At 66.9% G+C, this 17,380-nt stretch carries 19 protein-coding genes and 1 tRNA gene; 10 read left to right on the top strand and 10 right to left on the bottom strand.

The features are described from left to right. The first annotated feature begins 265 nt into the window (after positions 1-265). The 5 genes from tolB (at position 266) to queC (ending at position 4,642) form a co-directional block, all read left to right on the top strand. The gene (gene tolB / locus V3B41_RS14405) at positions 266-1,585 is read left to right on the top strand and encodes a Tol-Pal system beta propeller repeat protein TolB (RefSeq protein ID WP_032128528.1); all 1,320 of its coding nucleotides are present in this window, start codon (positions 266-268) and stop codon (positions 1,583-1,585) included. A gap of 64 nt (positions 1,586-1,649) precedes the next feature. Next, complete coding sequence (pal, locus tag V3B41_RS14400) at positions 1,650-2,168, top strand: peptidoglycan-associated lipoprotein Pal (RefSeq protein ID WP_005410748.1); 519 nt, start codon at positions 1,650-1,652, stop codon at positions 2,166-2,168. A 3-nt stretch (positions 2,169-2,171) separates the two neighbouring features. Beyond that, positions 2,172-2,990 (top strand): tol-pal system protein YbgF, encoded by an 819-nt coding sequence (ybgF, locus tag V3B41_RS14395; protein ID WP_033832980.1) that lies wholly within the window; start codon positions 2,172-2,174, stop codon positions 2,988-2,990. 206 nt (positions 2,991-3,196) lie between these two features. Then, positions 3,197-3,898, top strand: a complete 702-nt coding sequence (gene queE, locus V3B41_RS14390) for a 7-carboxy-7-deazaguanine synthase QueE (protein WP_100443661.1) — start codon at positions 3,197-3,199, stop codon at positions 3,896-3,898. A 78-nt stretch (positions 3,899-3,976) separates the two neighbouring features. Beyond that, positions 3,977-4,642 (top strand): 7-cyano-7-deazaguanine synthase QueC, encoded by a 666-nt coding sequence (gene queC, locus V3B41_RS14385; RefSeq protein ID WP_043400548.1) that lies wholly within the window; start codon positions 3,977-3,979, stop codon positions 4,640-4,642. Between the two features lie 64 nt (positions 4,643-4,706). Here the strand turns inward: queC and V3B41_RS14380 are convergent, their stop codons facing one another. Next, on the bottom strand, positions 4,707-5,705 hold the full coding sequence (locus V3B41_RS14380) for a DUF2268 domain-containing putative Zn-dependent protease (protein ID WP_049428711.1): 999 nt from the start codon (positions 5,703-5,705) through the stop codon (positions 4,707-4,709). 178 nt (positions 5,706-5,883) lie between these two features. Here V3B41_RS14380 and V3B41_RS14375 point away from each other — a divergent pair. Beyond that, positions 5,884-5,959, top strand: a tRNA-Lys gene (locus V3B41_RS14375). A 71-nt stretch (positions 5,960-6,030) separates the two neighbouring features. Here the strand turns inward: V3B41_RS14375 and V3B41_RS14370 are convergent. After that, positions 6,031-6,348, bottom strand: coding sequence for a hypothetical protein (locus V3B41_RS14370; RefSeq protein ID WP_049428710.1), 318 nt, complete (start codon positions 6,346-6,348; stop codon positions 6,031-6,033). 83 nt (positions 6,349-6,431) lie between these two features. Continuing rightward, a complete protein-coding gene (locus tag V3B41_RS14365; RefSeq protein WP_197619930.1) occupies positions 6,432-6,788 on the bottom strand; it encodes a hypothetical protein in 357 nt (118 codons plus the stop codon). Positions 6,789-7,054: 266 nt separating this feature from the next. Here V3B41_RS14365 and V3B41_RS14360 point away from each other — a divergent pair, with 266 nt between their 5' ends. The 3 genes from V3B41_RS14360 to V3B41_RS14350 all read left to right on the top strand — a co-directional run bounded on the left by V3B41_RS14360 (position 7,055) and on the right by V3B41_RS14350 (position 9,418). Next, entirely contained in the window at positions 7,055-7,351 is a 297-nt protein-coding gene (locus V3B41_RS14360; protein WP_152906565.1) for a hypothetical protein, read from the top strand. Between the two features lie 193 nt (positions 7,352-7,544). Beyond that, positions 7,545-8,396: an alpha/beta hydrolase-fold protein gene (locus V3B41_RS14355; protein WP_329861553.1), complete on the top strand. Its 852-nt coding sequence runs from the start codon at positions 7,545-7,547 to the stop codon at positions 8,394-8,396. Positions 8,397-8,479: 83 nt separating this feature from the next. After that, entirely contained in the window at positions 8,480-9,418 is a 939-nt protein-coding gene (locus tag V3B41_RS14350) for an alpha/beta hydrolase-fold protein (RefSeq protein ID WP_197619927.1), read from the top strand. A gap of 15 nt (positions 9,419-9,433) precedes the next feature. Here the strand turns inward: V3B41_RS14350 and V3B41_RS14345 are convergent, their stop codons facing one another. Continuing rightward, positions 9,434-9,856, bottom strand: coding sequence for a response regulator (locus V3B41_RS14345; protein WP_049428703.1), 423 nt, complete (start codon positions 9,854-9,856; stop codon positions 9,434-9,436). Positions 9,857-9,948: 92 nt separating this feature from the next. Then, entirely contained in the window at positions 9,949-10,716 is a 768-nt protein-coding gene (locus V3B41_RS14340; protein WP_197619925.1) for a CPBP family glutamic-type intramembrane protease, read from the bottom strand. 150 nt (positions 10,717-10,866) lie between these two features. Between V3B41_RS14340 and V3B41_RS14335 the strand changes: the two genes are divergently transcribed. After that, positions 10,867-11,193: a zf-TFIIB domain-containing protein gene (locus V3B41_RS14335; protein WP_049428698.1), complete on the top strand. Its 327-nt coding sequence runs from the start codon at positions 10,867-10,869 to the stop codon at positions 11,191-11,193. Positions 11,194-11,246: 53 nt separating this feature from the next. On the opposite strand, the gene V3B41_RS14330 is transcribed toward V3B41_RS14335, so the two are convergent. The 5 genes from V3B41_RS14330 to recQ form a co-directional block, all read right to left on the bottom strand. Continuing rightward, the gene (locus V3B41_RS14330) at positions 11,247-11,759 is read right to left on the bottom strand and encodes a GNAT family N-acetyltransferase (protein WP_197619924.1); all 513 of its coding nucleotides are present in this window, start codon (positions 11,757-11,759) and stop codon (positions 11,247-11,249) included. An 81-nt stretch (positions 11,760-11,840) separates the two neighbouring features. Further along, positions 11,841-12,890: a copper resistance protein B gene (locus V3B41_RS14325; protein ID WP_197619923.1), complete on the bottom strand. Its 1,050-nt coding sequence runs from the start codon at positions 12,888-12,890 to the stop codon at positions 11,841-11,843. Then, the gene (locus tag V3B41_RS14320; RefSeq protein ID WP_197619922.1) at positions 12,887-14,686 is read right to left on the bottom strand and encodes a copper resistance system multicopper oxidase; all 1,800 of its coding nucleotides are present in this window, start codon (positions 14,684-14,686) and stop codon (positions 12,887-12,889) included. Before V3B41_RS14320 ends, V3B41_RS14325 begins: the two co-directional genes overlap by 4 nt. A 75-nt stretch (positions 14,687-14,761) precedes the next feature. Further along, positions 14,762-15,145: a CopL family metal-binding regulatory protein gene (locus tag V3B41_RS14315; protein WP_197619921.1), complete on the bottom strand. Its 384-nt coding sequence runs from the start codon at positions 15,143-15,145 to the stop codon at positions 14,762-14,764. Between the two features lie 165 nt (positions 15,146-15,310). Then, positions 15,311-17,116 (bottom strand): DNA helicase RecQ, encoded by a 1,806-nt coding sequence (gene recQ / locus V3B41_RS14310; RefSeq protein WP_329861546.1) that lies wholly within the window; start codon positions 17,114-17,116, stop codon positions 15,311-15,313. Positions 17,117-17,380 lie beyond the last annotated feature (264 nt).

The raw sequence follows: 17,380 nt of genomic DNA, 5'->3' as shown, positions 1-17,380 counted from the left end.
CAGCACGGCCGCTCGTGCCCACGTTTGTCGTGCCTGCCTCTGGTCGGCCCGGTTCCGGTCGGGCAGTCTGTGGACTGCTGTCGAACACCGCCCCGCTGGGCGGCGTGACGGGGCAGGCGGGCGCGATGTTAGCCACGACGTTAACGGTGCGTGAGAGGACGGGCTGGAACTGACCCGGAATTCACGTACCCTTGGTTCATGATTGCGAAGCGGTTCACTTCCGCTTTGTTATCCCTCGTTCCGGTTTCCCCCTATTGAGCGCTCCATGAAAAAGATGCCTCGCTGGCTTGCCGTGTTTGCGGCCCTGTTGCTGCCCTTTGCTGCCGTCGCGCAGCAGAAGGGGCTGGATATCGACATCATCGGCGGCAATGCCTCCGCGCTGCCGATCACCATCGTGCCGATGCCCTATCAGGGTTCGGCGGCTGCACCGCAGACCGACGTCGCTGGCGTGGTCCGTGCCGACCTGGAGCGTTCGGGCCAGTTCCGTACGCTGCCCGAAGCGCAGATCGTCGAAAAGCCGGTGCGCGGCGGCGACATCCAGTTCGCCACCTGGCGCGCGCTGAAGCAGAACTACATCGTGGTCGGCCGCGTGCTCGACGCCGGGGCTGGCGCCTACCGCGTCGAGTACGAACTGTTCGACGTGCCCAAGGGGGAGCGCCTGCTGGGCCTGGCGATGACCGCCCGTGGCAACGCCATGCGCGACGTTGCCCACCAGATGGCCGACGCCATCTACGAAAAGATCACCGGTGTGCGCGGCGCCTTCTGGACCCGCATCGCCTACGTGACCGCCAGCGGCAAGGGCGATGCCATGCGCTATGCGCTGATGGTGGCCGACTCCGACGGCTACAACCCGCAGACCATCGTGCGTTCGGCCGAGCCGCTGCTGTCGCCGTCGTGGAGCCCGGATGGCAGCAAGCTGGCCTACGTCAGCTTCGAGCGTGGCAATTCGGCCATCTACATCCAGAACATCGGCACCGGCGCGCGTGAGCTGGTCACCAGCTTCCGCGGCATCAACAGCGCCCCGGCGTTCTCGCCGGACGGCCGCAAGCTGGCCCTGACCCTGTCGCGTTCGGGCAACCCGGAAATCTACGTGATGGACCTGGGCAGCAAGCAGCTGACCCAGCTGACCAACCACTTCGCCATCGATACCGAGCCGACCTGGGCGCCGGATGGCAGCGCGGTGTACTTCACCTCCGACCGCGGCGGCCGTCCGCAGGTCTACAAGGTGGGTGCGGGCGGCGGCAGCGCCGAGCGCGTGACCTTCCAGGGCAACTACAATGCCAAGCCCTCGGTGTCCTACGACGGCAAGAAGATCGCCGTCGCCCAGGGCTCGGGCAACAGCTACAAGATCGCGATGATGGACAGCTCGCTGGGTTCGCCGCGCTGGAGCACGCTGTCGCCGGGTTCGCTGGATGAGTCGCCGAGCTTTGCGCCCAACGCAAGCATGGTGTTGTACGCCGCCCGCGAAGGTGGGCGTGGCGTGTTGTATGCCGTCTCGGCCGATGCGCGGGTTCGCCAGCGTCTGGTCCTGGCCGATGGTGATGTGCGCGAACCGGCATGGTCCCCATACCGTACCCAGCGCTAAAAGAGTGTTAATATTTTCGTTGTCTTGAACCCCTCATCGGCCTAGGAGCCACAAAGGTATCGCCATGAACAAGTCCACCCGCGTTCTGCTTGTTTCCCTGCTGTCTGTGGCCGTCCTGGCCGGTTGCTCGAAGAAGGTGAAGGAAGAGCCGGCAGCCCCGGTCGACACCGGCACCTCGACCACCACCCCGACCGGTCCGTCGACCTCGGGCCTGTACGGCCCGGGCGACCTGGACACCGACGCTTGCCTGCGCCAGCGCGTTGTCTACTTCGACCTGGACAAGGAAGACGTGAAGCCGGAATTCCAGGCCATCATGGCTTGCCACGCCAAGTACCTGCGTGACCGTCCGTCCTCGCGCATCACCCTGCAGGGTCACACCGACGAGCGCGGTTCGCGCGCGTACAACCAGGCCCTGGGCGAGCGTCGTGGCAACGGCGTCAACTCGGCCCTGCAGGCCAACGGTGGCTCGGCTTCGCAGCTGACCGTCGTGTCCTACGGTGAAGAGCGTCCGGTCTGCACCGAGTCGAACGAGTCCTGCTGGTCGCAGAACCGTCGCGTCGAAATCGTCTACACCGCTCAGTAATCCATGCGCATTGGCATCAAACTGATGCTGGTCGTTGCGGCAGCCCTCGTGGCTGCCGCACCGGCGCATGCACAGCGACAGAGCCTGGCTGACCGTGTCGGCGCGCTCGAGCAGCAGATGTACAACAACAGTGCCAACCAGGACCTGTTGAACCAGATCAACCAGCTGCGGCAGCAGGTCACCAGCCTGCAGGCCTCGATCGAGCAGTTGCAGCACGACAACGCCCAGCTCAAGCAGTCCGCCCAGGACCAGTACCTGGATCTGGACAGCCGCCTGAACCGGTTGGAAGGGGGCAATGCCGCCCCGGCCCTGCCGCCCGTTCCGGCGAGCGCGCCGAAGGCCGCACCGGCCCCGGCAAAACCCGCAGCGGCGGCCACTTCCGAGCGGCCGCCTTCCGTCCATGGTGATGCCGGCAGCCTTGCCGCCACCGGCGACGAGCGCACCTCCTACAACGTCGCCTTCGATTCGCTGAAGGCCGGCAAGTACGATGATTCGGCGCAGCTGTTCCTGAGCTTCCTGCAGCTGTACCCGAACGGCGTCTACGCGCCGAACGCGCTGTACTGGCTGGGCGAGAGCTACTACGCCACCCGCAATTTCCCGATGGCCGAGACCCAGTTCCGTGAACTGCTCGCGCGCTATCCGACCCACGACAAGGCCGCTGGCGGCCTGCTCAAGGTTGGCCTCTCGCAGTATGGCGAGGGCAAGGTCGACCAGGCCCAGCAGACGCTGGAGACCGTCGTGGCACAGTATCCGGGCTCGGACGCCGCGCGCACTGCCCAGGACCGGCTGCAGTCCATCCGCCTCGGCAAGCAGATCCGCTGATCCGCTGACCGGGCGTACAATAGCTGCCCTGTAGAGCCGAGCCCATGCTCGGCTGCTTTCGTTTCCGGATCGGCAAACCCGCCCGGATCCGGTAGCGCCGGGCCATGCCCGTCCGGTTGCAGTTGTAGAGCCGAGCCATGCTCGGCTGCTTTCGTTACCGGCCACGGTAGCCCACCCGCCACGTGTCCCACCAAGAAGTGCCCGCCATGACCGCCGTTACCCCGTCCAACGCCGTCGCCACCCCCAGCGACATCGTGCAGTCGCCGCTGCCGCGCCTGAAGATCACCGAGATCTTCACCTCGCTGCAGGGCGAAGCCGATACCGCCGGCTGGCCGACCGTGTTCGTGCGCCTGACCGGCTGCCCGCTGCGCTGCCAGTACTGCGACACCGCCTACGCCTTCCACGGCGGCACCTGGTGGGACATCGACGACATCGTGGCCGAGGTGATGGCCCAGGGCGTGCGCCACGTCTGCGTGACCGGCGGCGAGCCGCTGGCGCAGAAGCGTTGCCTGGTGTTGCTGCAGAAGCTGTGCGACGCCGGCATGGACGTCTCGCTGGAAACCTCCGGCGCGCTGGATGTCAGCGCGGTGGACCCGCGCGTATCGCGCGTAGTCGACATCAAGACCCCGGGTTCGGCCGAAGTGGCGCGCAACCGCTGGGAAAACCTGCCGCTGCTGACCGCCCGCGACCAGATCAAGTTCGTCATCTGCAGCCGCGAAGACTACGACTGGGCCAAGGCCCTGCTGGCCGAGCACGATCTGGTCAAGCGCTGCACCGTGTTCTTCTCGCCCAGCAAGGGCGAGATCACCGCGCGCCAGCTGGCCGACTGGATCGTCGAAGACCGCCTGCCGGTGCGCTTCCAGATGCAGTTGCATAAAATCCTGTGGAACGACGAGCCGGGCCGATGAGGCCAGGCAACGTTCCCTGATGTAACTCCGGCGCGGGACAGCGTGCTGGCTTTCCCCTCCCAACCGGATGTTTTACCCATGAAGAAGGCAGTCGTGCTTCTCTCCGGCGGCATGGATTCAGCCGCCGTCATCGCCATGGCCCAGGAACAGGGCTTCGCCGTGCATGCCCTGAGCGTGCGCTATGGCCAGCGCCACACCTCCGAACTGGACGCCGCCGCCCGCGTGGCCAAAGCCCAGGGCGTGGTCGCGCACAAGACCGTGGACGTGGACCTGCGCAGCATCGGTGGCTCGGCACTCACCGACGACATCGACGTGCCCGAAGCCGGCGGTGCCGGCATCCCGGTCACCTACGTGCCGGCGCGCAACACCATCATGCTGTCGCTGGCCCTGGGCTGGGCCGAAGTGCTCGGTGCCAATGACATCTTCTGCGGCGTCAACGCCGTGGACTACTCCGGCTACCCGGACTGCCGCCCCGAGTTCGTGGCCGCGTTCCAGGCGCTGGCCAACCTGGCCACCAAGTCGGGCGTGGAAGGCGCCGGCATCAAGGTGCATGCCCCGCTGCAGTTCCTCAGCAAGGGCCAGATCGTCAGCGAAGGGGTGCGCCTGGGCGTGGACTTCGGCCTGACCGTGTCCTGCTACAACGCCGACGCCAACGGCGCCGCCTGCGGCCACTGCGACGCCTGCCGCCTGCGCGCGCAGGGCTTCACCGAAGCCGGCGTGCCGGACCCCACGTTGTACGCCTGAGGTGATGGGGCTGATGCCCCCGATGGTGGGTGCGAACCGTTGGTTCGCACTCTCTGTCCCGGCGCTACCGGCGGCTGGAGTCTGGTAGTGCCGGCCGCTGGCCGGCAGCCTCATCAGGCAACCACCCCGACGCCTCGATGAAGGCCCGCACCGACTTCGGATCGGCATAGTCCAACTCGATCATCCGCGCGATCCCAGCCTTCTCATCCTTCTGCCGCCGCATGTACTCCTGTGCGATGCGATACCCGGCGTAGTACCCCAGATCACTCACCCCGAACGGATTGCGGGCGCTGTTGTAGAGCCAGTTGTCGAGGTTACCGCCGTCCATCTCGGCAATGAAACGCGTGCGGATGTCCGCCTCATGCGCGGGCCCGTAGCTGTACAGCGGCAACGCCGGCCGACGCCCACTCAACCGCTCTGCTACATACTCGGCCACACCCTCGCGCACCGCGTACTGGGCCAGGCTGCCGGTGGTCTCACGCTGCTGCGTGTGCACGTACTCGTGCAGGTTGTTCTGCGCGTTGTTCGCGCCCGGCCGGCTGTCGTAGAAGATCCGCAGGCGGTCGCGCATCTTCTCCGGAAGCTCGCTCACGTCCACGCGCTCATCGCCCAGCGCCATCTCCGCTCCAAGCAGCACCTTGTCGCCCAGCGTGGTGCCACCGGTGCGCAGCACGCCCACCGCATAGGTGATGGTGGCCGGGCGCAGGGCAGGGTAGAGCGCACGGAACGCAGCCAGATCGCGCTCCAGCGAGGCACTGGCCTGCTGTGCGTTGGCGGTGAGCGGCCGCACCGATGTCCAGAAGCGCGGCCACGCGTTCATGGCCTCGGCGTATTCGCGGGCGGTGTAGTTGCGCACCTGCATCAGCGCATGCAGTCCCGGGCTGCCCGGATCGATGTAGCGCTGCTGGACCAGCGCCACCTGGCGCTCGGCGTCGGGTTCGGCGCGCACCGCATCGTAGGTGGCCCAGAAGCGGGCAATGTCGTCGGTGACCACCTGGGACGGGGCGGCCAGGGCCGCGCAGGGCAGCAGCAGGGCGGCAATGAGGCTGAAGGGCAGGCGCATCCGGAGTTCCGCGATGGATCACAGCTGAGATGCGACGTTGGCCCGGAAGGTTTAAGCCCGCGGCCCAGATCGAGGTAGAGCCGGCCGCTGGCCGGCAACCTCGACACACCGGGGTTTCACGCGATCGGCCAAAGTAGGGTAGAATGCCCACCCCGCCGAAAGGCTGGGGCAGTGCAATGGGCCGTTAGCTCAGTCGGTAGAGCAGAAGACTTTTAATCTTTTGGTCGTAGGTTCGAATCCTACACGGCCCACCATTGCATCAATGATCCAGGTCATTCAAAAAGGCACCGCCAAGCGGTGCCTTTTTTGTTGCTTGTGCCAACTCCTACTTGGCCTTGGCACCCTGCGCTCGCGCCGTCTCGCGCTCCGCCGCTGCCTGTGCGGCAGAGGCTGCGGCGTTGGCGGCCCGCTCCGCCGCGGCACGATCCGCATCGAACCGCGCCTGCCGCTGGGCGCTGTAGGTGCGTTCCAGTTCCAGCGAGGCAAGGAAACTGTCTGGATGCTTTGCGGCACACGCCTGCTGTACCAGTTGCACTGCATGATCGGACAGTCCGGGCTGGATATTGCCCAGCAGGCAATCGGCATACGGTACGGACGCAGCGGGGCCAGCAGCCAGCGCGGCAACGATCACAACATTCAACATACAAACCTCCTTGTAGGTTTCGATGGGACCCGGTACCGGCCGGTCCGGCCCCAGTATGGCCCGGTTTGCGGTGCAGGGTGAGGCTACTCCGGCCGCACATCCCGGCACACCAGCTCGGCCAGGCTGCGGCAGCCAAAGAACAGCCCTTCAACCACGCCTGCATCCAGATGGCGTTCCGGCGTTGCCATCGATCGACAACGGTCGGCTGCGTGCAGCATTTCCGCAACGGTCAGCATGCCGATGGCGGCCCGTTCCACCCGCGACAGGGCAACCCCGCGCCCTGCGGAAAGGCTGGTTTCAGGCCAGGGCAAGCCATCGGCGCCTTCGCCCGCGCGGATGCGTCTGAGGCAGCCCAGGAAGGTGCTCAGTTCGGGCGAAGGGTTGTCGTCGTCATCGTTGACGCTGGCGGCATCTGAAGCATAGGGCGGACGCTGGGTCATGTCGGCTTCCTCGGCGCTGGGGTGGGAATGCCACCGCGCAGGGCGGGTGGCGGGCGATGCGTGGCTGCAAGCCGGGATGACAGTAAGCAGTTAACCGGCGGGTCCGAAAACCCCCACGCACCGCCCGCCATGAAGGCCGACGGATCACCCGCCGGCACGGTCCAGAGACAGTGTCGGCGGGTGAGCGCAAACAACATGCTTACAGTCATCACGGGCTTGCAGGCCCGGTGCCACCCGTTGTCGGTGGCGCAGCATGGTGTTTACGCATGCGCTTGGATTTCAATGAGGATTCTCCGAAGAGAAATGCAGTACCCAGGCGCGCGGCGATGGTGGCGCAGACACATCTGATGCAGCAAGCGACAGCACGCGACGTGTTCGTTCTAGTGCTCAGTCAATCGCGTTGGAAAATGTCGAAATCTGCTGGCGGCGGCGACAATGCCGTGATGTATCACGTGGATAGTTGGCGTGATTATCGCCTGAAGTGGTGGCACGACCCGCGAGTCATGTCCTCAAATATCGGTGCATTTGCGACGAACGAGGTGTTGGCGTCCGCGCCTGGGTGAGGTGTTGTAGAGCCGAGCCATGCTCGGCTGCGGTTTGCACCAAGGCCTAGCCGAGCGTGGGCTCGGCTCTACAGTGGTCCATCCACGCTTGGCGTGGATCTACGCATCTGGCAGGGGTGTTGAGCGTGCCGAAGCCGCCAATGCCTGCGGCAGGGCGGTATCCTCGGTCTCTTTCCCAGGATGGGTTTTCCCCATGCGCCTCATCGTGCTGTCGCTGTTGTTGTCCACCGTCTCCGCTACGCCGTTGATGGCCGCCGAACCGGCGCCGTCCGCACAATCAGCGGCCGCAACCCCGCTGGTGATCGGCGAAACCTTCACCCTCGAATCGAAGGCGCTGGGCGAGAACCGTCGCATCAACGTCTACCGCCCGCAGCCGTGGGGCCTTGACCCGAAAACGCCGCTGCCGGTGCTCTACATGCCCGACGGCGGCATCGGTGAGGATTTCCTGCACGTGGCCGGCCTGGTGCAGGTGCTGAGTGGCAATGGCAGCATGCGTCCGTTCCTGCTGGTCGGCATCGAGAACACCGAGCGCCGCCGCGACATGACCGGCCCCAGCAAGGACCCGCAGGACCAGAAGATCGCGCCGCGCATCGGCGGCTCGGCGGCCTACCGCACCTTCCTGCGCGATGAACTGATGCCACAGGTGCGCCAGCGCTACCCGACCACCGACGAGCGTGCGTTGATCGGCGAGTCGCTGGCCGGCCTGTTCGTGGTGGAAACGCTGCTGCAGGAGCCGACGCTGTTCAACAGCTACATCGCGCTGGACCCTAGCCTGTGGTGGAACCGGGGCACGATGCTGGGTGCTGCGGCCAAGCAGCTGCCGTCAGTGACGCGTGCGCAGCCGCGCGTGTTCCTGGCCAGCAGTGGGCAGCCGGAGCTTGCAGCCTCTGCCGCGCAACTGGCAACGCTGCTGCAACAGGCGTCGCCATCCCCGCTGGTGAAGTACCTTCCTCTGCCGGAAGAAACCCACGCCACGATCTATCATCCGGCCGCGTTGCAGGCGCTGCGCACGCTGTTCCCGGCGCCGCCGCCGGCCTCGCCCTGACCCGCACTGGCAGCGGGTTGCGCACCATGCAAGGATGCGGCAGCGGCGCCATCCGGTGCGCCGCCCGCAACGGGAGAGTGTGGATGCAGCGTGTGCGTGGATGGAGTGTGGCGGCCTGCCTGGCCGTGAGTGGCTGTGCGATGTCGGTGGCGCCGCCGGCAGCGCAGAGTGAAGCGAAGGAGAGCCCGGCCGCCGCTGCGCCGGGCGTGGTACTGCCGGATACCGAAGCGCTGCGCGTGCACGACCCGGTCGGCCGCGATTATCCGGTCTGGGTGGCGTTGCCGTCCGACTACGCCGCACATCCGGAAAAGCACTATCCGGTGCTGTACGTGACGGATGCGCTGTACAGCTTCCCGCTGGTGCGCAGCGTGCGCAACATGGTGGGGCAGAAGGGCGTGAACCTGGAGGATTTCATCCTGGTCGGGCTGCCGCCGCAGGAGGGCCTGACGTCCAAGCAGAGCCGCTCGCGCGATTACACGCCCAGCGACCCGGCGCGTACCGATCCGCGTGACTACAGCGATGACGTCAGCTACGGCGGCGCGGCGCACTACCGCGATTTCCTCGCTGAGCAGGTGCTGCCGATGATCGATGCGCGCTACCGCACTGATCCGGCGCGGCGCGCCTATGCGGGTCATTCCTATGGTGGCCTGTTCGGCGCCTATGTGCTGACCACGCGCCCGGACATGTTCCGCACCTACATCCTGTCCAGTCCGTCGCTGTGGTTCGATGACCATCGGGTGCCGCGCATGCAGGCCGAAGCCAAGGCGCCGGCGCAGCCGACCACGGTGGTGCTGTCGGTGGGCAGCTTTGAAACGGTCAAGCCCGAACCGCGTTACTTCACCCGCAACGACATGCTGCGCCACAACGCCGAATTCGCCGAGCAGCTGCGCAACAGCGGGCGATCGTTGAAGGTGGAGAACATGGTGATCGATGACGAAGATCACTTCACGGTCTACCCGGACATGATCACCCGCGCGCTGCTGAAGGTGTTCCCGGGTACCGGACCGTACAGCAGCGGTTGATGGTGGATGAACGCCTCACGCCGCCTGTGCATCCGGCCGGGTCAACACGCCCACATCGGCGTGCCGGAAGCACAGCCGGATGGCGTCGAGCAGCTCGCTCATGTTGTACGGTTTGGGCAGGAAATGGATGCCATCGCGCAGCTGCGGCAGCACCTGATGCTGGTCCATGCCCGAGGTCACCAGGATCGGCAGTTGCGGATATAGCCCGCGCACCTGGTTGGCAGCTTCAATACCGCTGATCGCACCCAGGTTGACGTCGGTGAACAGCAGGTCAAAACGCTCACCAGCGGCCAGAAGGCCCAATGCCGCTTCGGCAGAGCTCACGCCCACCACGTGGCAGGCCTGGCTTTCCAGCGCAAGACGGCTCAGCTCGCGGGTTTCCTCGGCGTCCTCGATCAGCAGGACGCGGGGTTCAACGTGGCGCTTGGACAGCAACATGACGCTACAGCTCCGGAAAGCAGCAATGAAAAGGCGCGCAAGTATGCGCAAGCCGGGGGTGATCCCGGCGTGCACGCCAGGCTAAGTGGGCGTTACAGCGGGCGCTGGCGCCGCTGGCGTACCTGCCAGGCCAGTACCGCTACCGCCAGCAGCGCGGTGCCTATGCGCAGGCTGGTGGCCTGCCAGCCGAGCGCGACGGTGTCATCGAGGCTGAACACATTCCAGGCCAGGTTCATCGACACGTGCAGCACCAGGCCGCACCACAGGGTGTCGCCATCCAGATGGTCCAGCCAGGCGAAGATGAAGCCGCCCAGTGCGATCACCGCGCCGACGAACAGGGCGGTGCCGCCGCCGTCGAATCCACCGAAGCCGAGCCAGTGCACCCAGCCGAACAGCAGCGCCTGCGGCAGCGCAAGCAGGGCCCACGGGCCGCGCATGAGCTTCACCAGCAGCACGAAGCCAAGGCCGCGGAACAGCACTTCCTCGGCCAGCGGGAACAGCACGGCGAGCGTCGTTGCATCCAGTGCGGTCAGTGCGGTGTTGGGCGTGCCCAGCAGCGCCAGTCCCAGCCAGCAGGGCAGGCTGGCCAGCAACACCCACAACGGGCCGCGCCAGCCGTTGCCGCGCAGCCCCAGGCTGGCCATCAGGCCCTCCCCACGCGGGCGCAGCAGTGCGGCCAGCAGCAGCGCCAGCAGCACGGCCAGTGCGTTGTCGAGCAGGCTGCCGCCGTAGGGCATAGGCAAGGCGGGAATCGGCGTGCCTGCGGCAGCCGCGATATCGCGCAGATTCAGGCCAACGCCGACGCCGAGCAGCACCAGCACCCATCGCACGGCGTTGGGCAGGCGGGAAAGAATGGTCATGCGCGCACTCCCTGCGGAACCAGCGTGCAGTGTGGAAGGTGGCGAGGGACGCTGGCACGCGCCGGAAGTCCCTGTGCCATCGGTCATGCGTTGCCGCACAGTCATCGCAGTGCAGGTAGAGTCGAAGCCAGACCGACAGGAGCAATGCCGATGCTGTGCCCCGTGTGCAAGACCCAGACCCTGCAGATGGCCGAGCGCCATGGCATCGAGATCGATTACTGCCCGAGCTGCCGCGGCGTGTGGCTGGATCGTGGCGAGCTGGACAAGATCATCGAGCGCGCCGGTGCTGGTGCCAGTGCAACGGTACCGCCGCCTGCGCCGGTGCAGGCACAGCCGGCCGCTGCGCCGCCGCCGGTGATGCATCGCGATACCCGCCACCTTGGCCAGCGCTACGAGGACAACCGCGGCCAGCAGTACGGCCACGGCTACAAGAAAAAGAAGAAGGACAGCTTCCTGTCGGAGTTGTTCGACTTCTAGGCGCGTTGCTTTTGTACAGTCGAGCCATGCTCGACTCTACAGGGGCCGCATGCTCACGGCCGGCGCAGGATGAACTCGCGGTCGTGGGTGTCGCCGACGATGAACTCGTACTCGCCAACCTTGCTGCAGCCGTAGCGCGCGTAGAAGCGCTGTGCGCCGAAGTTCTCTTCCCACACGCCCACCCACAGGGTGCGGCGCTGCGGGTGGTCCAGCCAGTCCATGAACGCCTGCATCAGGCGCGCGCCGTGGCCGCCGTTCTGATGGTCGGCCAGGATGTAGAAACGCTTCAGTTCGATGTCGCCCTCGCGCGCCTCGGCGTGTGGCAGGGTGTTGGCACCGGCCGCCAGATAGCCGACCACGGCGTCGCCGTCCATCAGCAGCCAGATCGCACTGCGCGGGTCGGACAGTTCGGCGCGCTGCGGTTCGCTGCTGTAGTGCGCCTGCAGGAAATCCTGCAGCTCCTGCGCCGGGTAGGAGTCGCCCCAGGTTTCGTTGTAGGTGGTGATGGCGATGGCCGACAGCGCGTCGACATCGGCGAGGGTGGCGCGGCGGATCTGCAGCGACATGGCGGAGCCTGCATTGGAACGTGGCGCAGTGTAGCCGGCCCCGGCGGCTGCCGGGGCTGGCGGTTGCTCACAATACGCTGATCAGAACCACATGCGGACGCCGGCCACCCAGCGCGTATCGCGTGCGTGGTCGCCGGCATAGTCGGCGGTGTCGCCGAAGCTGCGTTCGTGGCTGATGCCGATGTACGGCGCGAAGCGGCGGCTGAACTCATAGCGCAGGCGCAGCCCGGCTTCGACCTTGTTCAGGCCGCGGCCGATGCCGTACTCCGGCTCGTCCTTGGCCGCCACCGTGGCTTCCAGCAGCGGCTGCAGGATCAGCCGGTTGGTCAGCAGCACGTCGTACTCGACTTCGGCCTTGGCCAGCACCTGGCCACCGGAGCCCATGTACAGCGTGGCCGAGCTCTCGAATTTGTACGGCGCCAGGCCCTGGATGCCAAGGGCCGCCCAGGTGCGCGAGTCGGCGGGGCGGAAGTCCTGGCGCACGCCGACCAGCACGTCCCACCACGGCGACACGCTACGGCCGTACAGGGCCTCCAGCGATGAAGACTCGGTGCGGCCACGGCTGCGTTCGCCATCGGTGCGCAGCCACAGGCGGTTGATGTTGCCGCCGATCCAGCCGGTAGCCTCCCAGGCCTGGCCGTTGCTGCTCTTGCCGTCCCAGTGTTCGAGGCGGTCGATCAGCAGCAGGCTGTTGATCCCCGGCGCGTGTTCCATCGCGCCATGCGCGATCGGCGGGAACGCGGCGGCGCGGTCGGCATCGGTCGGGACCGGGATCGGTTCGCGCGGTTCGGTCAGTGCGGGCGTGCCGTGACCCATCGCCGCGTGATCCATGCTGGAGTGATCCATCTTGGAATGGCCCATCGTCGCCGGCTGCATCGCGCCATGGTCCATCTTCGAGTGGTCCATCGTTGAGTGGTCCATGTCGGCGTGATCTGCCGCGTCCATGTCCATCTTCGAATGATCCATCGTTGAATGATCGACCGGTTCGGCCGGGGTCTTCGCGGTCTTCGCGGCCTTCGCAGGCACGTCCATCGTGCCCATGTCATGCCCGGCATGCGATTGCGCAAACACCGGCAGTGCGGTGGCCAGGCCCAGGGCCAGCAGGCTGGGGGAAAGCAGTGAGCGGCTCATTCTTCGATCCTCACTTCGCGCATCATGCCGGCTTCCATGTGGTACAGCAGATGGCAGTGGTAGGCCCAGCGGCCGAGGGCATCGGCGCGCACGCGGTAGCTGCGGCGGGTGCCCGGCGGCATGTCGATGGTGTGCTTGCGGACCTGGAATTCCTCCTGTGCGTTCTCCAGATCGCTCCACACGCCGTGCAGGTGGATCGGGTGCTGCATCATGGTGTCGTTGACCAGCACGATGCGCATGCGCTCGCCGTAGTTCAGCCGTAGTGGTTCGGCGCTGGCAAACGGAATGCCGTCGAACGACCAGGAGAATTTCTCCATGTGACCGGTCAGGTGCAACTCGACTTCGCGGCTGGGCTCGCGACCATCCGGGTCTTCGAACAGGCTGCGCATCGCGCCATAGGTCAGCACCTGGCGGCCGTTGTCACGCAGGCCGATGCCGGGGTCGTCCAGCTTCGGTTCGGTGGCCGAACTCTGCATGTCCACCAGCGGGTTGTTGCGCTCGCTGGCCGGATGCTTCGGTGCCTTGCTGGCGGTAGTGCCGCCGCCATGTGCGCTGTGGTCCATGCTGCCATGGTCCATGCCCATCATCGCGGACATGTCGTGCCCCGCATGTCCGCCCCCCATGTCGTGGCCCATGTCGCTCATCGTCAGCAGCGGGCGCGGGTCGCGTGCGGGAATCGGTGCCTGCAGCCCGTGGCGCACCGCCAGCGTGCCGGCGGCAAAGCCGGTGCGGCCCATGTCCTGGCAGAAGATGGTGAAGGCGTCCTGCCCACTCGGTTCCACCAGCACGTCGTAGGTTTCGGCCGGGGCGATGCGGAACTCGTCAATGCTGACCGGATGGATGTACTGGCCGTCGGCGGCGACCACGGTCATCTTCAGGCCGGGGATGCGCACATCGAAGTAGGTCATCGAGGCGCCGTTGATGAAGCGCAGCAGCACCTTCTCGCCGCTGCGGAACAGCCCGGTCCAGTTGCCGGCCGGCGCGGTGCCGTTCATCAGGTAGGTGTAGGTGTGCGCGTTGATGTCGGAGATGTCGGTCGGCGTCATCCGCATCCGTCCCCACATGCCACGGTCGGACAGCGCGGCCGACCAGCCGTCGCGCTTCACGTCACGCAGGAAGTCGGGCAGGGTGCGCTTGTAGTAGTTGTCGTGCTCGGCGAGCTTCTTCATGCGCCGGAACAGCGCGCCCGGATCCATGTCGGTCCAGTCCGAGAGCATGATCACGTGCTCGCGGTCGTGGTGGTACGGCGCCGGTTCGGCCGGGTCGATGATCAGCGCGCCATACAGGCCGGCCTGCTCCTGGAACATCGAGTGGCTGTGGTACCAGTAGGTGCCCGACTGCTTGAGGTCGAAGTGGTAATGGTAGGTTTCGCCGGGGCCGATGCCGTTGAAACTCAGGCCGGGCACCCCGTCCATGTTGGCCGGCAGCAGGATGCCGTGCCAGTGGATCGAGGTCGGGTGGCGGTCCAGCGTGTTGCGCACGAACAGATCCACCGTCTGGCCTTCGCGCCAGCGCAGGATCGGCGCGGGTAGCGAGCCGTTGACGGTGATCGCCGGACGGGTGCGGCCGGTGAAGTTGGCCAGCGATTCGCCGATGGACATTTCCAGACGGGTATCACTGAGCACGGCCGGGGCGCCGGCCAGGCGTGGGGTGGCTGTGGCCGCGGCAAGCGCGCGCTGCGGCACACCGACGGCGGCGATGCCGGCGACCACGCCACCGGCGGCCAGGCCCTGCACAAACAGGCGGCGCGACGGCATGGGCAGGGCGCCCGGGCCGGGGGGATTACGGGTATTCATGAGGATGACTCCAGACACGGAAAGACGCCGGCAGGTCGCCGGCTCCGGTGCGCAGCGCGCACGCTGCGTGGGGAATCAGCCGATGGGAGGGCGTGAGATGGGCGGCAGCGGCGGCGCCGGCAGGCCGGTGGCCGGCATCGGCTGTGGTGCCAGCGACAACGCCGGGCCTGCCAGGTACGGCAACGGCTGCACCACCAGCAGCGGGTGCTGGGCGCAACTGCGCACGCAGTCCTTGATCTGGCAGTGGGCGTCGTGGGCGGGGGCCTTGGCCTGCGGGGCCTCGTCGGCCTGCATGGCGGCGTGGTGGTGGCAGTCGGCATCGCCGCCTCCAAGCGTGGCGGCCATGGCATGGGCCATCCGCCCCATTTCCTCGTGACCGCTGGCCATGGCCGCGTTCAGCCCGTTGAGCAACAGGCTGAGCATGAGCACGACACGGAGAAGGGTCGAGGCGAGGGACATGGCGCTAATCTAGCCGCAAGCAGCCGTGGATGCACTTCCGGCTGAATGGCTGGTTCAAGGTTGGACCTGCTCCAGTTTAGAGCCGCGCCCCGGCGCGGCTGCGTCTGAAGCCACGGCAGCCGAGCAGGGGCTCGGCTCTACAGGGGCATCAGCGTACGGTTGGCGCTACCCTTCTTCACGCACGATTTCGACCAGGCGCGGGCCGTAGCGGCTCAGCTTGGTGCCGCCGATGCCGCCGACCCGTGCCAGTTCGTCCAGGCTGGTCGGGCGTTGCTCGGCGATGTTGCGCAGGGTGCTGTCGTGGAAGATCACGAAGGCCGGCACGTTCTGTTCGCGCGCCAGTTCGGCACGCAGGCCGCGCAGGGCGTTGAACAGGGGCAGATCCTGCGGCAGCACCGACAGGCCGGTGCGCTGCGCACTGCGCTCGCGGCCCTTTGTGCTGCTGGCCGGATCGCGGCGCATGCTGATCTGGCGACGGCCGGTCAACACGTCACGGCTGGCATCGGTCAGGCGCAGGCCACCGTGGCCCTCGCTGTCCACTTCCAGCAGGCTGGCGGCGACCAGTTGCCGGAACACGCTGCGCCAGGTACGTGCATCCAGGTCGCGGCCGATCGCATAGGTACTGAGCTTGTCGTGGCCCTGCTGCTTCACCTTCTCGTTCTCGCTGCCACGCAGGACGTCGATCAGGTGGCCGACGCCGAAGCGCTGGCCGCTGCGGTAGACACAGCTCAGCGCCTTCTGCGCTGGAATGGTCGCGTCCCACGAGGCTGGCGGCGTCAGGCAGTTGTCGCAGTTGCCGCAGGGCTGGGGATAGGTCTCGCCGAAACCGGCCAGCAGCACCTGGCGGCGGCACTGCATGGATTCGCAGTAGCCCAGCAGGTGGTCGAGCTTGCCCCGCTCCAGCTGCTTGCGTTCTTCGCCGGCCTCGGACTGCTCGATCATCTGCTTGAGCAGGACCACGTCGCCCAGGCCGTAGCACAGCCATGCTTCAGCGGCTTCGCCATCACGGCCAGCGCGGCCGGTCTCCTGGTAGTAGCCTTCCATCGACTTGGGCAGGTCGGTATGTGCGACAAAGCGCACGTCCGGCTTGTCGATGCCCATGCCGAAGGCGATGGTGGCGCACATCACGATGCCGTCCTCGCGCAGGAAGCGGCGCTGGTTGTTCGCGCGCACTTCCGGCGGCAGGCCGGCGTGGTAGGGCAGGGCATTGAAACCCTGGCCGCACAGGAACTCGGCCGTTTCCTCGACCTTGCGCCGCGACATGCAGTAGACGATGCCGGCCTCGCCACGGTGGCCGCGCAGGAAATCGGTCAGCTGCTTGCGGGCGTTGTCTTTCTGCACCACGGTGTAGCGGATGTTGGGGCGGTCGAAAGAGCTGACGAAATGGCGTGCTTCCTGCAGGTCGAGACGCTCGGCGATCTCGCGCTGGGTCGGCGGGTCGGCGGTGGCGGTCAGCGCGATGCGTGGAATCTGTGGCCAGCGCTCGTGCAGCACGGTCAGCTGCCGGTATTCAGGGCGGAAGTCGTGGCCCCACTGCGATACGCAATGCGCTTCGTCGATGGCGAACAGCGCGATGTGGCTGCGCGACAGCAGTGACAGGAAGCGGCCGGTCAGCAGTCGCTCGGGGGCGACATAGAGCATGTCCAGCTCGCCGGCCAGCAGCTCGCGCTCGACGCGACCGGCGGTCTCGGCATCCAGAGTGGAGTTCAGGTACTCGGCACGCACGCCGAGCTGGCGCAGGGCTTCGACCTGGTCCTGCATCAGGGCGATCAATGGCGAGATGACGATGCCACAACCGTCACGCAGCAGGGCCGGCACCTGGTAGCACAGCGACTTGCCGCCGCCGGTGGGCATCAGCACCAGGGCATCGTGACCGGCAGCCACATGCTCCACGATGTCCTGCTGCGGACCACGGAAATCGTCGTAACCAAAGACGCGTTGGAGCAGGTCGTGCGCGGGACGGGAAGCCATCCGGTTAGTTTACCTCCCGGAGGCGGCGGCAGGGCTGTGCCCTGCACCTGCTACAAGCCACGGCAACGTCAACGGCAACAGCCGGCTCTGGCGTGTCTGCTGGTTGGGCGGGGCGGGGGGGGGGGGGGGGGGCGGGGCCGCCCCCCCCCCCCCCCCCCCGGGGGGGGGGGGGCGGGGGCCCCCCCCCCCCCCCCCGCCCCCCCCCCCCCCCCCCCCCCCCCCCCCCCCCCCCCGACAGCTTTCGGTTGACGGTGGGGCCATCCA

Origin of the sequence: Stenotrophomonas sp. SMYL89 (assembly GCF_036319985.1) — a bacterium.
GTDB lineage: Bacteria > Pseudomonadota > Gammaproteobacteria > Xanthomonadales > Xanthomonadaceae > Stenotrophomonas > Stenotrophomonas maltophilia_Q.
Note: the sequence above shows the minus strand (reverse complement) of the source record. Positions and strands in the feature narration are given on the sequence as shown.

Excerpts from the sequence above, each read along its gene's own strand:
- ybgF (WP_033832980.1), top strand. The coding sequence starts at position 2,172 with ATGCGCATTGGCATCAAACTGATGCTGGTCGTTGCGGCAGCCCTCGTG.
- V3B41_RS14360 (WP_152906565.1), top strand. The coding sequence starts at position 7,055 with ATGCGCTTGGATTTCAATGAGGATTCTCCGAAGAGAAATGCAGTACCC.
- queE (WP_100443661.1), top strand. The coding sequence starts at position 3,197 with ATGACCGCCGTTACCCCGTCCAACGCCGTCGCCACCCCCAGCGACATC.
- V3B41_RS14365 (WP_197619930.1), bottom strand. The coding sequence starts at position 6,788 with ATGACCCAGCGTCCGCCCTATGCTTCAGATGCCGCCAGCGTCAACGAT.
- V3B41_RS14320 (WP_197619922.1), bottom strand. The coding sequence starts at position 14,686 with ATGAATACCCGTAATCCCCCCGGCCCGGGCGCCCTGCCCATGCCGTCG.
- V3B41_RS14330 (WP_197619924.1), bottom strand. The coding sequence starts at position 11,759 with ATGTCGCTGCAGATCCGCCGCGCCACCCTCGCCGATGTCGACGCGCTG.
- V3B41_RS14380 (WP_049428711.1), bottom strand. The coding sequence starts at position 5,705 with ATGCGCCTGCCCTTCAGCCTCATTGCCGCCCTGCTGCTGCCCTGCGCG.
- V3B41_RS14355 (WP_329861553.1), top strand. The coding sequence starts at position 7,545 with ATGCGCCTCATCGTGCTGTCGCTGTTGTTGTCCACCGTCTCCGCTACG.
- recQ (WP_329861546.1), bottom strand. The coding sequence starts at position 17,116 with ATGGCTTCCCGTCCCGCGCACGACCTGCTCCAACGCGTCTTTGGTTAC.
- V3B41_RS14340 (WP_197619925.1), bottom strand. The coding sequence starts at position 10,716 with ATGACCATTCTTTCCCGCCTGCCCAACGCCGTGCGATGGGTGCTGGTG.
- V3B41_RS14325 (WP_197619923.1), bottom strand. The coding sequence starts at position 12,890 with ATGAGCCGCTCACTGCTTTCCCCCAGCCTGCTGGCCCTGGGCCTGGCC.
- V3B41_RS14350 (WP_197619927.1), top strand. The coding sequence starts at position 8,480 with ATGCAGCGTGTGCGTGGATGGAGTGTGGCGGCCTGCCTGGCCGTGAGT.
- V3B41_RS14345 (WP_049428703.1), bottom strand. The coding sequence starts at position 9,856 with ATGTTGCTGTCCAAGCGCCACGTTGAACCCCGCGTCCTGCTGATCGAG.
- pal (WP_005410748.1), top strand. The coding sequence starts at position 1,650 with ATGAACAAGTCCACCCGCGTTCTGCTTGTTTCCCTGCTGTCTGTGGCC.
- V3B41_RS14335 (WP_049428698.1), top strand. The coding sequence starts at position 10,867 with ATGCTGTGCCCCGTGTGCAAGACCCAGACCCTGCAGATGGCCGAGCGC.
- V3B41_RS14370 (WP_049428710.1), bottom strand. The coding sequence starts at position 6,348 with ATGTTGAATGTTGTGATCGTTGCCGCGCTGGCTGCTGGCCCCGCTGCG.
- queC (WP_043400548.1), top strand. The coding sequence starts at position 3,977 with ATGAAGAAGGCAGTCGTGCTTCTCTCCGGCGGCATGGATTCAGCCGCC.
- V3B41_RS14315 (WP_197619921.1), bottom strand. The coding sequence starts at position 15,145 with ATGTCCCTCGCCTCGACCCTTCTCCGTGTCGTGCTCATGCTCAGCCTG.
- tolB (WP_032128528.1), top strand. The coding sequence starts at position 266 with ATGAAAAAGATGCCTCGCTGGCTTGCCGTGTTTGCGGCCCTGTTGCTG.